Here is a 16178-nt window from a genome sequence, read left to right on the forward strand (position 1 = left end):
TGAAAACTTAACACCGATTTACACCGATGGGCACCGATTTAAGAACAAGCAACACCAAAAGACGAAATACAGGGGTCTTTCCACTTCGCTAGGCTCCGGTCGAGATGATGGAGTTTTGAAATTACCACTCACCGTTCTTCTGCAGCTTCTTGATCTTGCGGATGACGAGGTCGCGCTTGAGACGGCTTAGACGATCAATGAAGAGCACGCCGTCGAGGTGGTCGATCTCGTGTTGCATGGCGCGGCCCAGCAGCTCTTCGCCCTCCATCTCGATGGGGTTTCCGTTTACGTCCTGTGCCCGTACCTTGACCCAGGCGGCGCGAGAGACCTTTTCGCGAATCTCAGGCAGGCTCAGGCAGCCCTCTTCCTCGACCTGCTTGCCCTTGCGATCGACGATCTCGGGATTGATGAGGACGACCTTTTCATCGGGGTTCTTTTTGAAGCTGCAATCGATGACCGTAATGCGCTGCGAGATATTGATCTGGGGCGCGGCCAGGCCGATGCCCTGCGCGGCGTACATCGATTCGAACATCTCTTCGACCAGCTTTTTGAGCTTCGCGTCGAACACGGTGACATCTTCGCCGCGCTTTGCCAGCACCGGGTCGGGCCACTTCACGATTTCATGGATCTTGCCTGTTGATGGACTCGTCGATTTGCTTACGGATTGGCTCACTTAATATTCTCGAATCTGGTCACAATAGCCGTTGAAGTTTCGCTGCATCTCACGCAGCGAATCGCCGCCAAACTTTTCTACCACAAGGCGCGCAATGGCCAGCGCCACCATCGCCTCCGCCGCTACGCCCGCCGCGGGGACGACACAGACGTCGCTGCGCTCATAAGCAGCCTTGACCGGTTCGCGGGTCTCGAAGCTGACCGAGCCAAGCGGACGGCGCAGGGTAGAGATGGGCTTAAGATAGCCGCGCACCACGATGTCTTCGCCGTTCGATATGCCGCCCTCGATGCCTCCGGCGTTGTTCTGCTCGCGGGAGAATTTGGTGAAGCCGCCCGCGCCTTCGTAGCCGATCGCATCATGAACCGTCGACCCGAGGGATTCGGCAGCGGTGACTCCCCGACCGATCTCGACGGCCTTGACCGCCTGCAGGCTCATCACCGCTTGGGCCAGCAGGCCATCCATGCGCTCGTCCCAGTTGGCGTGGGTACCGACGCCCGGAGGCAGGCCGTGAACGACGACTTCGAAGACGCCGCCGATGGTGTCGCCGGTGCGGAGGACGGCATCGACTTCGGCCTTCATCGCGGCTTCGCTCTCAGGGTCGACACAGTTGAGGAGGACTTCATCTTTAGATTGGAGGGCTACAATTTCGTCCCATGTGGCCGGGCGGGATAGCTCGGCCTTGCCTACTCGGATGACGTGGCTGGCTACACCTACGCCTAATTCTTTGAGCAGAAGTTTTGCGAAAGCCCCGGCAGCAACACGGGCGGCGCTTTCGCGGGCGCTTGCGCGTTCAAGCACATAACGGGCATCTTTAAAGTCATACTTGAGAGCTCCCGCGAGGTCGGCGTGCCCGGGACGCGGAGAGGCAACAGCCTTGTGCTTCTCGGGATCGCCTTCTTCGACGGGCAGAATCTCGGTCCAGTTCTTCCAGTCGTTGTTGGCCAGCGTCATGGCGATGGGCGAGCCGATGGTCTTGCCGTGGCGAACGCCGCTGAGGACGTGCGCGGTGTCGCGCTCGATGCGCATACGGCCGCCTCGGCCATAGCCCTTCTGGCGACGCCATAGCTCGCGGTTCACAAACTCAAGATCGACGGGAACGCCAGCCGGCATTCCGCTTACCATGGCCACGAGGCTTTCGCCGTGACTCTCTCCCGCTGTCGAAAATCGAAGCATTTCCCTCACTAAAGCGGCGCGAAGGCGCGCTGACGCCGCAAGTCTAATTGTAACAATCGTGAAGGCGAGCTTAGTGAGCGTCGGCCAGTTGTCCCTGCGGTGGCAGCAGCCAGTCTTCGCGGGTGGTGGGTGATAGATGTTCGTCGCTGCCGGGGTTGGAGAGAAGGATCTGGTAGACGCTTATCTTCGCCTTGCGGAAGGCCTCGGCCGAACCTGCCATGTAAAGCCGCCAGATGCGATAGGTCTCCGGATCGACGTAGTTGAGCAGGTCGCGCTTGCAGCGTTCGAGGCGGTCGACCCAGCCGCGCAGCGTGCGCTCGTAGTGCTCGCGAAGGCATTCGACATCGCGGAGTTCAAACCCGGCGTGCTCGGCCTGACTGGTAACGATAGGCAGTGTGGCGAGCGCGGTGTCGGGGAAGACGTATTTACGGATAAACGATGGGCCGTGCTTTTTGTACTCGTCCAGCGACGAGACGATGCCATGGTTGAGAAAGGTGCCGCCGGGTCTCAACAGCTTCTTGACGGTGTCGAAGTAGATGCCGAGGTTCTGCCAGCCGACGTGCTCGAACATACCTACGCTCGATATCTTGTCGAAGGAAGGCGCGGCGTTGTCGAGCTGGCGATAGTCGCAGAGGCGGACCTCGCAGTCGGAGGCGAGGCATTCCTGCGCAATACGTCGCTGGGCGAACGCGAACTGCTGCTCGCTGAGGGTAATGCCAGTGGCGTGAACGCCGTAATACTTGACCGCGTGGAGGATGAGGCTTCCCCAGCCGCAGCCGATGTCGAGCATCTGGTCGCCGGGTTTGAGGCGGAGTTTTTTGCAGATCAGGTCGAGCTTGTTGCGCTGCGCGTCTTCGAGCGTCTCCGAGTTGCGGCAAAAATAGGCACAGGAGTAGACCATGGTAGGCCCCAACCAGGGAGCGAAGAATTCTGGCGGCTTGTCGTAGTGGAAGGAGATGGCCTGCCGGTCGCGACGCAGGCTATGGGTGAAGAGATCGCCGACGGTGTATTCGAGATGGTGATAGGCCCTAGCGGCGGAGATGGCGAGGCGGCGGGCGTAGGAAGGACTTTCGACTGCGTGGGCGCGGCTGAAGACGAAGTCGGCGAACTCGAACATGGCGAAGATGTCGCCTTCGACTTCGAGGTCGCCTTTGACGAAGGCGTCACCGAGGGAGATCTCGTTAGGATCCCAGAGCAGCGCCTTCAGGACGTCGAGCGACTTGACGGTGATGGTAAAGCTGGGATTGCCTGCGCCATAGTTCGCGCCGGTATCGTCCCATAAACGCAGCCCGAAGGAGGGCCCGTGATAGGCCTCGAGCTCGTGGGTAAGTCCAGCGTAGAGTTTGTGAGAGAGGGCGTTAGTTCTGGTGACCGTCGGCATAACTTACTCCCGAATGATCAATTTCCCGATTCCAGACAATACTATTTTCAGTGTTGATTTGACTCCATTCGATGCCAGAAATCAAACTCAATCCTTCAGGTAGCTGCGGGAGTCGAGCAGCGGGCGGTCCATGCTGCGGACCCACTCCGTCATCTCATCGCTGGACTTTCCGCTGGCTGCCGCAGCAGCGAACTCGTTGCGCAGCACCTGCATCTTGGCTTCGAGGTCGTCGAGCATATTCAGCAGCAGGGCTTCGGCGGTCATGGGCAGCTTGGGCGAGCCAAACTCGTACTTGCCGTGGTGGCTGAGAATCATATGCTCCACCAGAACGCGCAGCTTCTCGGGGAACGGTGCCAGCTCCTTCACTTTTTCAATCAGCATTCCCTGGGCGATGCTGATGTGGCCGATCAGTTGGCCTTCGAGCGTGTAGCCAAAACTGTTCTTCCAATGAAGCTCGCGGGTCTTGCCGATGTCGTGCAGGATGGCTCCGGTAACGAGCAGGTCAGAATTTACCTCGGGATAAAACGGAGCGGTGGCGAGGCAGACGCGTACCAGGGTGACGACGTGCTCCAGCAAGCCGCCAAGCCAGGCGTGATGCAGGCGTTTGGCCGCAGGAGCGCTGCGGTAGGCGGACGCGATGGCTTCGTCGTCGAGGAAGGCGAAGACCAGCCGCTTGAGGTCGAGGTTGGTGAACTGCGAGACATAGCCGCGAAGTTCAGCCCACATCGCATCGACGTCGAAGAGGGATGCGGGAAGATAGTCGGCGGGGTCGATCTCGCTCTCGGCGGCGTTGCGCATCTTTTGCAGGGTGATCTGGAACTTGCCCTGATACTTGCTGACCTGCCCTTGCACCTTGACGTAGCAGCCTTCGGAGCAGCTTGCCAGCGCGTCGGCGATGTCGTCCCACATGCGGGCTTCCAGGGTTCCGGTCTTGTCGGTCAGCGTGAGCGCGAGATACTGGCCGCCCTGCTTCTTCTCGCGCACCGACAAGGAGGACAGCGCGAAGTAGGAAACTACGGTGTCGTTATCGAACTTCGCGGCGTCGGCAATAAAAAAGTCTTTCATGCACCTCAGGATACCGCGCCATGCTAAGAAAACGTACTTCGCAGACAACGACGCGAGGGCCGGAGCCCTCGCGTCATTGGCAGATTATGTTTACAGCTAGTTCGGCGTTGTCGGTGCAGGTGGCGTAGTTGGCTGGGCAGGTGCCGGAGCGCTTCCCAGCCCCTGTCCCAGAGAAGGATTCACCGTCGGCGCGGGAGGCGGAGGAGCCGCTGTCGATGGCTTCGCCTTGTTCTCCAGGCGTTCCTTCTTCTCTCCCTTGGTCCTCTTCTTTTTCTTTTTCTTCTTTGCCGTATCGCCATTTAACCCGAGAGGAGCGGCCTGCGTCTTCTGGTCCGCGCTCTCCTGTGCCGTCTCCGTTACAGGTGTCGCTGCAGCCTTCTCTTTGACCTTTCGACTTCTGGCGGCCTTCTTTTCGGCCAGAACGATCTTCTCTCGCGAGGCATACCGCGTCTTCTTGGTAGGTGCCGCTTCCGTAGGCGTCAGCGGATTGACATCGGCTGCCTGCGCCGCGCTCTCCTCGCTGTTGGTCATGGCCGCACCCGGAGCGGCAGTGATGGCCGAAGCTGAGGCAGCGCCTGCTCCTACGTCGCCCCCGACCGCCGTCTGTTCCGGCCCGGCAGGTAACGCATTGCGGGGAGCCCGTCCGAAGCGGATCTTTTCACGCTTGATCTTCTTCTTTTTGTGCTTGCCATTCCCCGAAGATTCAACCGCAGCTACAGGAGTGGCAGTTGCTGCCGCCCCTGCTGCAGCAGGGGCTGCTGACGATCGCTTACCCTGTGCCGCAAATCGACCCGTACCATTGCTTTCGTAACGCTGCTTCTTCTGAACCTTTTTCTTCTTGGCGACAGGAGCAGCATAGGCGGTAAATAACGGCTTGCTCTCGTTGGCGCTGGCGCCAGAGTCCACAAATCCCGGCGCGAGGTCGATGAATGCTTCTTCGCGCAATCTGGTGAGATAAGTACGCAGCGCAGGCTGCAACTGCTCCATGTACATCGCTTCCTGAACCTGCGGCTCAACATCCTTCAACGCCGGTGTGCCCGCGTACTGGTGCTCCGTGACCTTCATGATGAGGTAGCCCTGGCGCGTCCGGATGGGCGCGGTCACTTCTCCTGCCTTGAGGCTGAAGGTCTGGTCTTCCAACAACTGCGATTTCAAGCCGCCTCGCTTGTACTCTCCCAGATCGCCGCCCTGTGCGGCTGTCGATCCGCTGGACTCAGTCTTAGCGAGTTCGTCAAACTGGGCACCGGCCTTGAGCTTCGCTTCGACATCGTCGGCCTTGGCCTTTGCTGCCGCCAGCGCCGCGTCGTTTGCATCGGCTGCCGTCGGAATCAGGATCTCGCTCAGCCTCACCTGCTCCGGCTGCGAGAAGTCCTGCTTATGCGCGTCATAGTAGGTCTGCTCCTGCCCCTGCGTCATTTGCAGACGCCGCCCTACCTCGTCGCGGACCACCTGTTGGGTGAGAATGCTATCGCGGATGTTCGCCTTGAAGTCTTCAAACGAAATGTTTTGCGACGCGGCAGCCTTCTCCAGCGCCTCCATAGAGTCGAGGTGGTTCTGCTTGCGGATCTCATCGAGCCGCCGGATGACCTCGGCATCGGCGTTCAGGCCAAGCTCCTTGGCCTTGGAGAGCAGCAACTGCTTGTCGATCATGTCGCGCAGCAGATCTTTTTGCCGCAGTGCAGCGTCGGCCGGAGTGGCGTTGGCCTGCTGGTCCTCGTGGACAAGCTCCTGCTGGGCGCGTTCGACATCGCTGCGGTTGATGATCTGGTCGTTCACGCGAGCGACCACATCCTCCACGACTGTGGCGTTGGGCGTAATGGGGGCTGGAGTCGGCAGCGACAGTTGCGGCTGCGGGGCCTCCGGTACGCTTACAGGACTCTGATACCGTGGCATCTGCGCCACACCCGGCAATGCCAGCACGCTTAGCCCCAACACCACCGCAAACTGCGAAATTCTAAAGGTCATCGTCACTCGTAATCTTCAATTAACATCCGCGAAGCCGCAGCCATCGCACGGGTGCCAGCACTGCTTCTTTGACTGCCCGCAGCATTGGACGGTATCCGCTCACCATTCTAACTGCCCCCGCACCTATCTAGCGAATCCCCTTTATGTCCAGCAGCCGCTCACCCCCCGATGCTATACTCCGTCCAAAGAGGACGCGCCCATAGTACGCATTCCGTTGCGTAGATATTGAGCACTGTTTCCCGCTTTTTTTGAGGTAATCCAAGCTAATGGCTCCACGCACCCGCCGCGCACTCTTTATCGCCACCCTCTTTCTGGCCAGTTGCGCCGTGCTCGGCACATTCATCAACCAGAAAGTCGATGCCCAGTCGGCGACGGACGAGTCCACGCTCCGCGATTCCCTGCACTCCTTCACCAACGTCTATGCTCTGGTCGAACAAAACTACGCCGAGCACCTCGACTCCGACAAGGTCGACAAGGCCGTCTATGATGGAGCTATTCCGGGGATGCTGCATACGCTCGACCCGCACTCCAGCTTCCAGGACCCTAAAGCCTTCGCCCAGCTGCGCGAAGACCAGCACGGCAAATACTACGGCGTCGGCATGTCGATCCAGCCGCAGCCTGACCCAACCGCGAAGAACGGCCTGAAGATCGTCGTCCTTACGCCCTTTGAAGGCACCCCCTCCTATAAAGCCGGCATCCGCCCCGGCGACGTGATCATGGACGTCGATGGAAAATCCACCTCCGGCATGGACTCGGCAGCCGTCGCATCCATGCTCAAAGGACCCCGCGCCACTCACGTCTCGGTCACCATGGAGCGCGAAGGTAGCCCCAAACCACTCGTCTTCGATCTGGTCCGCGAAGAAGTCTCCCGCCCGTCGGTCGATCTCGCGTTCATGATTCGGCCCGGCATCGGCTACATTCACGTCACTAGTTTTATGGAGACGACCAGTCACGAGGTTGGCGATGCGCTCGATAAACTCGGCGACATCAACGGCCTCGTCATCGACTTGCGCGCCAATCCCGGCGGACTACTGAACGAGGCAGTCGGCATGGCGGACAAGTTCCTCCAGAAGGGACAGATCGTCGTCTCGCAAAAGGGCCGCGCCTTCCCCGATCAGGTCTATCGCGTCGCCAATGGCGAAGAGGGCAAGAAATACCCCATCGTCGTCCTTGTCAACCGCAATACCGCCTCCGCCGCCGAGATCGTCTCCGGCGCGCTCCAGGACCACGACCGCGCCCTGATCGTCGGCGAAACCACCTTCGGCAAAGGACTGGTCCAGACCGTCTTCCAACTCAGCCAGGCCACCGGTCTTCTGCTGACCACCTACCACTACTACACGCCGTCGGGTCGCTTGATCCAGCGCAACTACAACGGCGTTTCGCTCTACGACTACTACTATGTCCGCAATGATGCAGCGAAGCCCGACAAGAGCAACCTCGAGGTCAAGCTGACAGACTCCGGCCGTACCGTATACGGCGGCGGCGGCATCACGCCGGACGAGCCAATCGCGGAGTTGAAGGCGAATGATTTTCAGGGAACTCTTCTACAGAAGTATGCCTTCTTCAACTTCACCAAGCACTATCTTGCGACCCGCACCGTCAGCAAAGACTTCGTGGTGGACGATGCTGTGATGAAGGACTTCAAAGACTTCCTGAAAGCGCAGAACATCGACTACACCGATGCCGATATGGCCAGCAACCTCGACTGGGTGAAGGAGAGTATCAAGAGCGAGCTCTTCACCTCGCAGTTCGGCGAGCTCGAAGGCCTGAAGGTCCGCGCCGCCTGGGACCCGCAGATCGCCAAGGCAATCACGTTTCTGCCACAGGCAGAGGCACTCGAAGAGCGCCTTGCGGCATCCCAAAAAACTACGCTGGCCAACCGCTAGCGACAATCTCCCTCTACAACAAAACGCATCGACTCCGGTCGATGCGTTTGTGTTTGTGTCTGAAATTTAAGGGATCGTTGCTACCAAGTTTTGGAGCGGGAGACCGGGATCGAACCGGCGACATTCAGCTTGGGAAGCTGACGTTCTGCCACTGAACTACTCCCGCCCAATCCATCCGCCAGGCGATATTTTGGTGGAGCTGAGCGGGATCGAACCGCTGACCTCCTCGTTGCGAACGAGGCGCTCTCCCAGCTGAGCTACAGCCCCCCACCAGATGCGCTGCACACTGCCTTCGCGGGCATACGCACTGTCAAACGACATCTCCGAGTGTATCAGCAAGCAGCCTGCCGCTCAAACATCAAAGTGCGCTCACACGCGCCGTCACCGATGTGCCCGCAGCCAGTGGCTTTTCCACCACATGCCATGTCTCCCCCGCAGCATCCACCACTACGCGAAGCACCGGGACCGCAAGCTTCACTCCACTGGGCGCAACCGCTTCAAGCTCTCCGACATCTCCAGCTCCAAACTCCGTCCGGTCCAGCGCCATCTGCCAGCGCTGACGCCCGCCCACGCGCGACTCCTCGCGAATATCCACCACGACTGCTGCAAACTCCACATTCACTCCCGCACTCATTTCAATTCCCCAAGCTGCTGCACATCGTCCAACCTGCCCACCGGATAAAGTCCGACGCGGTTGGCAGCAAACCACGGTGACCGCTCATAGAAAAATTCCAGCCGCGCATTAGCATTTCCAGCAAACACCGGATCGCTCGATACCTTCTTCTCAAACTCTTCTTTCAGCTTCGGATCTTTCGCCATCATCTCTCGCGCCAGCGACTCCAGCACGTAGGCCTCGCCATACTCCTTCTGTTCAAAAATCGTATCGAAGAATCCCCACTGCAACGCCGAATCCGGAGCAGCCGGTTCCAGCCACTCCATCACCACCTTCGACAGCCGCTGATTCAGCCGCACCACCGCCGAACCCGCCGGGAAGCTCATCTTCTGACGGATCAGCACGCAGCTCCCAAACTTCCCCGGATCGTGCGCCGCCTCGCCATTGAACGTCGGATGCCGTCCCTCAAACGGAGGCTCCTGCCACGCCATCCCCGCACACTGATAGGTCTCAACCTCTCCCGCCCATTCCTTCGCAGTGCGCTTCATCTCCACTTGATGGGCCGCCAGCACGCCGATCACGTCCGTCCACTGCGCCGGAATAATATAAGCAGCCGGAGGAGCTGCCTCCGCCGTCACCTTGAATCCCGCCTGTATCGGCAGCGAAACATTCCACGGCTCATGCGAATACTTCACCCACATCGCACCCGAAACCGCGCTCAACTCTTTCGTGTACTTGTACCCATGAAACAGCACCGGAGTCGTCTGGCCGCCCCACCCCAACGCCAGAGGAAACTTGGTATCACTCAGCGGATGAGCACCGAGGCCCTCCGCCTGTTGATCCGCCGCCGCATTCAGCGCAATCACCTTGTCGGCGTCGCGATTCATCAACTCCATCAGGCCAGCAAGAATCTCGTAGTTCCCTGTCACCCGTGTCTTGTAGTCCTTCAACATGTGCAGCTCGACCAGCATCCCCGGACGCCCCTCCAGCACCATGTATCCGGTAGAAAACCGCGGCGGATCGTCGTTGAATCCCAACCCCTGCGCAGGATCGTTGTCATTCACCAGATTGATGTAATTCGGGAACGCCAGATGCCCATGCGCATCGACATATTTCTCCAATGTGGGATTGGCCACATCATCCACCCACTTCACCGTGGCGGCGGGCAGGTTCGGCCCGTCGTCGATAGTGAAGGTCACGTCATATTGATAGTCCGCACCATCGGTCACATGGTCATCGACAAAAAAATCCGGCAGCCAGTGATGGTACATCGCCATAAACGCCCGCGTCTCCGGTGCATCGGCCTTCAGATAATCGCGGTTCAGATTGAGGTTCGTTCCATTGCCGCGCCATCCCATCTCCGCCGGACCATCCTGATTGATGCGGTTATATGCACTCCGCCGCTCATGCCCATCGGCGTTGTACATCGGGATAAACACAAACACCGCGCGGTCCAGCAGCGCAGCCTTGGTCTTGTTGATCACCATGTCACGCAGTAGAGCAAGGCAGGCATCCTTGCCATCCATCTCGCCTGCATGAATCGAATTTTGCACCAGCACAATCGGCCGCTTCGCCGCATGAATCGCAGCCGGATCGAACACCCCATCGCGCGAAGCGATCACGATATCCAACTCGCGCCCTTCACCCGTCGTGCCAAACCCCTCGATCTTCACCTGCCCCGGAGCCGCCGCCTCCACACGCCGCAAGTACGCCATCGTGTCGTCATAATCCGGGGTCGTGGCATAGCAACTCTTCTCCCCCGGAGTCAGCCACTTCGCATCGCCACTCGGAACGCACGCAGAACTCGCCGCCTTACGCGGCTGAAGGCTTGCATCCGCAACCGTCTGAGCCATCGCACCGACCGACCCCATACACAAAATCAACGCAGACAGCCGCGCGAAAGAAGTCACAGTCCATCCTCCATAAAATCGGTGCAACTGGTGCCGATCGGCTAAGTCTCTCGCAGTTCTAAGTCAAATCGTCCGCATCGAATGCCGGCCTCTTCCGCCCCAAAGCGGACGTGTCCCGAACGCCCTGCACCAGGCTCTCGACTACCTGATTCACCTCGTCCACATCGGCCGTAGCCGACAACTTCTTCACCGGCTCAGGAACAGACAGACTCTCCAGCAGGACCGTCGCATGAGCCACTGCAACATGATCCTGATTAAGCCCCTCAGGAGTCTTGGCCTTGATGCCAACCTCGCCCGGCTCTACGCCCAGCAACTCCGCCACGCGTTCACGCAGTTCACCGGCAATCGGCACGATCTTAGGCCGTGCCATCACCAGAACCGTATCGATATTGACGATGCGGTACCCCGCCGTAGCCACCTCTTCGAGAGCCGTCTTCAAAAACACGCTCGAGGCCGCACCCTTCCACCTTGGATCGCTTGGAGGAAAGAACGTCCCAATGTCCCCCGCCGAAACCGCACCCAGCAGCGCATCGGTAATCGCATGAAGCAAAACATCGCCATCCGAGTGCCCAGCCAGCCCCTCGCTATGCTCAATCGCCAGCCCGCCGATCACCAGCGGCACACCCGCCTTGAACGCGTGCGAATCAAACCCATACCCAATTCTCATCATGGAATCATCTCAGGAGCCATAAAAGGCTTAACACCGATTGTCACCGATTCCACCGATTTATGTTTCGGCTTCTTCAGTTCGTTGTCCATTACAAATCTCTTGAATCGTGGCGTCGGCCCAAAGTTCATCAACAGACCAACTTCTATCTGCGTTGCTCTCAAATAATGCATAGTTTGCGATTCATGTTGCCGAATTATCTGTTCACAAGCCTTCAATTCAATCAGCACAACGTCATTCACAATCAAATCGGCTCTAAATATCCCAACAACAACGCCTCGAAAGTTCACCGGCACAGGAACTTCTGTATTTACCCCAAGACCTGCTTGAGACAGCGCCAGCCGCATCGCCTCCCTATATACCGACTCAAGAAAACCGCTCCCAAGTTCGTTATAAACATCGTAGAAAATACGAATAATCTGCTCCGTAAGAGCATCATGTTTACCACGCATTGGCTTTTGATCGGTGTTCATCGGTGTAAATCGGTGTTAAGCCTTTTCCCGTGCCAGGTAAAACTCCGCCAGTTCAATGTCCCCCGGCTGCGTAATCTTAAAGTTCCGCGCCGAACCCAACACTACGGCAACCTCGATCCCCGCCCGTTCCAGCACGCTCGCCTCATCGGTGCCGGAAAATCCATCAGCCTCGGCCTCCTGGAAAGCCCGGCGCAGCAAACCAAACCGCGCTCCCTGCGGAGTCTGCGCCAGTACTACGCGCTCCCGGGGAATCGTCGAGGTGATAATCGCTCCATCCGCCGTCCGCTCCACCTGCTTGATCGTGTCCACTGCGGGCAGTCCTACTATCGCGGCGCCATGCTTCACAACCGCATCAATCGTCCGCTCAATCGTCGCCGGATCGATCAGCGGGCGCACCGCATCATGCACCAGCACCACATCGTCCTCGGCACACTGCAACGCGGCCAGCGCATTGCCCACCGACTCCTGCCGGTTGTCGCCGCCCTCGACCATCTTCACGCGGTCGCCCAGCTTGTACTCCTTGATCTGGGCCTCCAGGCGTTCCCTCTCCTGCCCGCGCACGGCGACACACACCGCATCCACCTTCGGCACCGCGAGAAACGCCTGCACGGAACGCACCAGCACGGGCACGCCACCGATCTCGAGAAACTGCTTGGGCGCAACCGCCGCCGCTCCATGCGCGGCCATCCGCGTCCCAATCCCTGCTGCCGGAAGAATCACAAAAACTCGCATAACCAACGGAGTATACAAGATCGTCCCTACCGGTAAGTGATAATAACGACGTGCCCCCACCCACCGCTCCCACCCCGTCAGAGGAATACAGGCAACGCCAGCAGGCTCGCGAAGCCACCGTCCTGCACTTTGAAAAAGTACACCGCTCGCTCGGAAATCTTCGTCTTCTGCTCGTCATCATGGCGCTGTTCATCGCATGGTTCTCTTTCTATCGAGAGATCATCTCTGCGTGGTGGCTGCTTCTCCCAGCGGCAATCTTTGTCGCAGTCGCCATCTACCACGGCAAAATTCTCCGCAGAAAATCCTTCGCCGAACGAGCCGCCAACGTCTATCGCAAAGGCATGGCCCGCATTGAAGACCGCTGGATAGGCGGCGGCCAACAGGCTCCGCGTGCCGAGGCCGCCACCAGCCTCTACGCGACCGACCTCGACCTCTTCGGAGCAGGTAGCCTCTTCGAACTTCTCTCGCAGGCCCGCACCTGCATGGGCGAAGACACCCTCGCGCACTGGCTGCTCTCTCCCTCTCAGGTCAGCGAAATCACCGAACGCCACGCCGCAATCACCGAACTTCGCAACCGTCTGGACCTCCGCGAAGACATGGCCATCCTCGGCGAAGACAGCGCAAAACTAAAGACCGGAGTCCACCCCAAAGCCCTTCTGCAATGGGCCGAACAGCCAACCCAGTTGAAGCAGCAAAACCTGCGCTGGACAGCGCTCCTGCTCGCCATCCTCGCCATCGCCGGAGCCATCGTCTGGGGCGAAACAGGAATCAAGACGCCCCTCCTGCTCGTCCTCGTCGTCGAAGCCTTCATCGCCTTTTCGCTCAGAGATCAACTCGACAAAGTCTTCGCCAGAACCGACCGCGCCCTCGCCGACCTGGAGTTGCTTTCGTCGTTGCTGGCGAGGCTCGAAGACGAACCGTTCACCTCTCCCCGATTAGTGCTCCTCAAGCAACAACTTTCTTCCCACGCCATTCCCGGCTCAAAGGCCATCGCACGCCTCAAGACCATCGTGCAGTATATCGACTCGCGCGATAATTTATTCATACGCCTGTTCGATAAACCGCTCCTGTACTCCGTGCAGGTCGCATTCGCCGCAGAAGCATGGCGTCGCGCCCACGGCGGAGCAGTAAGCTCCTGGCTAAACGCGGTCGGTGAAATGGAAGCGCTCCTCTCTATCGCTGCCTACAGCTACGAACACCCCGCCGATCCCTTCCCCGAATTCATTGAAGGCACGCCCACCTTCCACGCCGAAGAGCTGGGCCACCCGCTCATCCCCATCGCAAAATGCGTTCGCAACACCGTCAGCATCAGCGGCAAAACGCGGGCCCTACTCATCAGCGGCTCCAACATGTCCGGCAAAAGCACGCTCATGCGCACCGTCGGCATCAACACCGTCCTCGCCATGGCAGGTGCGCCCGTCCGCGCACAACGCCTGCAACTGACGCCGCTCCACGTAGCCGCAAGCATCCTCGTCAACGACTCCCTACAAGAGGGCAGCTCCCGCTTCTACGCCGAGATCACCCGCCTGCGCCACATCTGCGATCTAGCCGAGCAGCACCCGCCCATTCTCTTTCTCCTCGATGAGCTTCTCCAAGGCACCAACTCCAAAGACCGCCTCATCGGAGCAGAAGCCGTCGTCAGCGAGTTGATCGACAGCGGCGCAATCGGCATCATCAGCACGCACGATCTCGCCCTCACCGACATGCAGCGCTCCGGTGAAGGCCGCCTGCAAAACATGCACCTGCAGGATGAGATCGAAGACGGCAAGATGAAGTTCGACTTCAAACTACGCGACGGCATCGTCACCAAAAGCAATGGCGTGGAGCTGATGAGATTGATCGGCCTCAAAGTCTGAGATTCACACGCCGCATCCCTTCCCCGTGCATAATGAACAGACCTACCGGCTCCCCACAACTCAATCAGCGTTCAACGAAGGAGATCGATCATGCCGCTTCCCACCGACGAAAAGCTCCTCGCCCTCAGCAACGACCTGCTCAAGCAGTTCGAAACCATCTTCGGCGAACATCCTGGCTTCCGTCCCGCCCATGCTAAAGGCACCCTGCTAACGGGTACATTCACGCCCTCACCCAATGCAGCCTCTCTTACCCGAGCGCCCCACGTCACGCGCTCCTCCACTCCGGTCACGGTGCGCTTCTCCAACTCCACCGGCCTCCCGCTGATCCCCGACAACGACCCCAACGCCAGCCCCCATGGCCTCGCCATCCGCTTCCACCTCGCCGAGCACTCGCACACCGACATCGTCAGCCACTCGACCGACGGCTTCCCCGCCCGCACCGGGCAGGAGTTTCTGGAGTTCCTCCGCGCCATCGCCGCCAGCGCCTCCGCGACTTCACACCCCACCCCCATCGAGACCTTCCTCGGCAGCCATCCCGCCGCACTCGCCTTCGTGCAGGCAGCCAAGCCCAACCCCTCCAGCTTCGCCCTCGAATCCTACTTCGGCGTCACTGCAATGCGCTTCACCAATAAGGATGGCATCAGCCGCTACGGCCGTTACCGCATCCTCCCCGAAGCCGGCAATGACTTCCTCGACGACGCAGCCGCCACAGCGATGAGCGCCAACTACCTCTTCGACGAGATCGCCGAAAGAGTAGCCAAGGGACCCATCAACTTCCGCATCCTCGTCCAGCTCGCCAACGAAGGCGACGTAGTGGACGACGCCACCATCCACTGGCCCGAAGACCGCACCCAGCTAGAACTCGGCACCCTCACGCTCACTCAGCCGGTCGCCGAAGACGCCCACGAACAGAAGACCCTCATCTTCGATCCCATCCCGCGCGTCGACGGAATCGAGCCGTCCGACGATCCTCTGCTCGAACTGCGCGCCGCCGTCTACCTCATCAGCGGACGCAAACGCCGCACCGCGCCCGAACAATAGAGATGGCCTCAAAACCGGGTGCCCCATGTCCCGATTCTGGGACATGGGTTTCCACCCATCAATCAATTCAAATTCCAGGGTGCCATCCTTCGCGAGTGCACCATCCTTTGCCGTCTCATCACGAAGGATGGTGCAAAGCCTCGCTCCACAGAATCATCTCGCTCGTAGGCTCGAATCCATTGCGCTCATACAGCGGCCTGCCGAACGTCGAGGCATGAAGCGACACCACCTTGATCCCTCGCCGCCGCGCATCGTTCATCGCCATCTCCAGCAGCTCCCGAGCCAGCCCACGCCCGCGGAACTCAGGCTCGACATAGACATTCAGCAGATAAGCGCGCACCGGCTCCGGGTCCATCCAGTGCGGCGGAAAATCCATAAACAGAACTCCCGCACCAGCCACCACACGCCCATCCTCCGACGTCAGCCATCCAACATAGCGGCCGTCGCTCAGCCTCTCCCGCACCCACGGCACAAAGTTGTCTGCTACTTCTTTCAGCCGCGCCTCATTACCCTGGTCGGAGTCCACAAACATCCGACACCGCTGCTCACTGATAAGCTCCGCATCCGCCTCTGTCGCCAATCTCGTCTCGAACATCCATCCAGTATAAGAACCTATCCAAAAGCTCTAAAACAACCTCACCTAATCTCAAGCTCAAAAACCACGCCATTTCGACCGGACCCTGAGCGAAGTCGAAGGGGTAGTGGAGAAACCCCTGTATTTCGTCTTTGTTCTTGCCGTTGCC

The 16178-nt window shown here is 59.3% G+C and carries 14 protein-coding genes and 2 tRNA genes; 3 read left to right on the top strand and 13 right to left on the bottom strand.

Translation table 11 applies throughout. The features are described from left to right. Positions 1-121: 121 nt before the first annotated feature. The 5 genes from def to GSQ81_RS10275 form a co-directional block, all read right to left on the bottom strand. Complete coding sequence (gene def, locus GSQ81_RS10255; RefSeq protein WP_158910667.1) at positions 122-673, bottom strand: peptide deformylase; 552 nt, start codon at positions 671-673, stop codon at positions 122-124. Further along, positions 674-1846, bottom strand: coding sequence for a chorismate synthase (gene aroC, locus GSQ81_RS10260; RefSeq protein WP_158910668.1), 1173 nt, complete (start codon positions 1844-1846; stop codon positions 674-676). A gap of 70 nt (positions 1847-1916) precedes the next feature. Beyond that, positions 1917-3227: a class I SAM-dependent methyltransferase gene (locus GSQ81_RS10265; protein ID WP_158910669.1), complete on the bottom strand. Its 1311-nt coding sequence runs from the start codon at positions 3225-3227 to the stop codon at positions 1917-1919. 87 nt (positions 3228-3314) lie between these two features. After that, positions 3315-4292 (bottom strand): 3'-5' exoribonuclease YhaM family protein, encoded by a 978-nt coding sequence (locus tag GSQ81_RS10270; protein ID WP_158910670.1) that lies wholly within the window; start codon positions 4290-4292, stop codon positions 3315-3317. Between the two features lie 96 nt (positions 4293-4388). After that, positions 4389-6257: a peptidylprolyl isomerase gene (locus GSQ81_RS10275; RefSeq protein WP_158910671.1), complete on the bottom strand. Its 1869-nt coding sequence runs from the start codon at positions 6255-6257 to the stop codon at positions 4389-4391. A 266-nt stretch (positions 6258-6523) separates the two neighbouring features. Between GSQ81_RS10275 and GSQ81_RS10280 the strand changes: the two genes are divergently transcribed. Beyond that, positions 6524-8143 (top strand): S41 family peptidase, encoded by a 1620-nt coding sequence (locus tag GSQ81_RS10280; RefSeq protein ID WP_158910672.1) that lies wholly within the window; start codon positions 6524-6526, stop codon positions 8141-8143. 91 nt (positions 8144-8234) lie between these two features. Here the strand turns inward: GSQ81_RS10280 and GSQ81_RS10285 are convergent. From GSQ81_RS10285 to ispD, 7 genes are all read right to left on the bottom strand, one after another. Further along, a tRNA-Gly gene (locus GSQ81_RS10285) sits at positions 8235-8309 on the bottom strand. Positions 8310-8334: 25 nt separating this feature from the next. After that, positions 8335-8410 (bottom strand) — tRNA-Ala (locus GSQ81_RS10290). Between the two features lie 91 nt (positions 8411-8501). After that, on the bottom strand, positions 8502-8777 hold the full coding sequence (locus GSQ81_RS10295; RefSeq protein ID WP_158910673.1) for a hypothetical protein: 276 nt from the start codon (positions 8775-8777) through the stop codon (positions 8502-8504). Continuing rightward, positions 8774-10666 (bottom strand): M14 family metallopeptidase, encoded by a 1893-nt coding sequence (locus GSQ81_RS10300; protein WP_254060110.1) that lies wholly within the window; start codon positions 10664-10666, stop codon positions 8774-8776. The genes GSQ81_RS10295 and GSQ81_RS10300 overlap by 4 nt, the downstream gene beginning before the upstream one ends. Before the next feature lie 58 nt (positions 10667-10724). Continuing rightward, positions 10725-11333, bottom strand: coding sequence for a 2-C-methyl-D-erythritol 2,4-cyclodiphosphate synthase (gene ispF / locus GSQ81_RS10305; protein WP_158912163.1), 609 nt, complete (start codon positions 11331-11333; stop codon positions 10725-10727). Further along, positions 11333-11806, bottom strand: a complete 474-nt coding sequence (locus GSQ81_RS10310) for a GxxExxY protein (protein ID WP_216846416.1) — start codon at positions 11804-11806, stop codon at positions 11333-11335. The genes ispF and GSQ81_RS10310 overlap by 1 nt, the downstream gene beginning before the upstream one ends. Positions 11807-11821: 15 nt before the next feature. Next, positions 11822-12538 (bottom strand): 2-C-methyl-D-erythritol 4-phosphate cytidylyltransferase, encoded by a 717-nt coding sequence (gene ispD, locus GSQ81_RS10315; RefSeq protein ID WP_158910674.1) that lies wholly within the window; start codon positions 12536-12538, stop codon positions 11822-11824. A 50-nt stretch (positions 12539-12588) separates the two neighbouring features. Between ispD and GSQ81_RS10320 the strand changes: the two genes are divergently transcribed. Together GSQ81_RS10320 and GSQ81_RS10325 are read left to right on the top strand one after the other, a co-directional pair. Beyond that, positions 12589-14394 carry a mismatch repair protein gene (locus tag GSQ81_RS10320; protein WP_254060111.1) on the top strand — a complete coding sequence of 602 codons (1806 nt, stop codon included), beginning with the start codon at positions 12589-12591 and terminating at the stop codon, positions 14392-14394. Positions 14395-14484: 90 nt separating this feature from the next. Continuing rightward, positions 14485-15435 (top strand): catalase family peroxidase, encoded by a 951-nt coding sequence (locus GSQ81_RS10325; protein ID WP_158910675.1) that lies wholly within the window; start codon positions 14485-14487, stop codon positions 15433-15435. A 118-nt stretch (positions 15436-15553) separates the two neighbouring features. Here GSQ81_RS10325 and GSQ81_RS10330 read toward each other — a convergent pair whose 3' ends face one another. Next, a complete protein-coding gene (locus GSQ81_RS10330; protein WP_158910676.1) occupies positions 15554-16030 on the bottom strand; it encodes a GNAT family N-acetyltransferase in 477 nt (158 codons plus the stop codon). Positions 16031-16178: the final 148 nt, after the last annotated feature.

It is taken from the genome of Granulicella sp. L56, from assembly GCF_009765835.1.
GTDB lineage: Bacteria > Acidobacteriota > Terriglobia > Terriglobales > Acidobacteriaceae > Edaphobacter.